This is a genomic window from Oerskovia sp. 140933 (assembly GCF_059651515.1).
The window spans coordinates 1-206 of record NZ_JAMXIO010000089.1 but is presented as its reverse complement, the minus strand read 5'-3'; the positions used below and the strand labels follow the sequence as shown (position 1 = coordinate 206).

Below are 206 nucleotides of genomic sequence, written 5' to 3'. Positions count from 1 at the left end.
ATTGCTCGTCGGGTGGAGGCGATCCAGGGGGATACCTCGAGTGCGGTGGGGGCGATCGGTGAGATCGCGGACATCATCGGGCGGATCAACGACTATCAGCTGACGATCGCCTCGGCGGTGGAGGAGCAGACGGCGACGACGACGGAGATGTCGCGGGGGGTGCAGGAGTCGGCGACGGGGGCCTCGGAGATCGCGGGCAACATCAC

The 206-nt window shown here is 67.0% G+C and carries 1 pseudogene; it reads left to right on the top strand.

What is annotated here, in order from left to right:
• Positions 1 to 206: pseudogene (locus tag NHG27_RS19020) on the top strand (methyl-accepting chemotaxis protein); the annotation flags it as partial.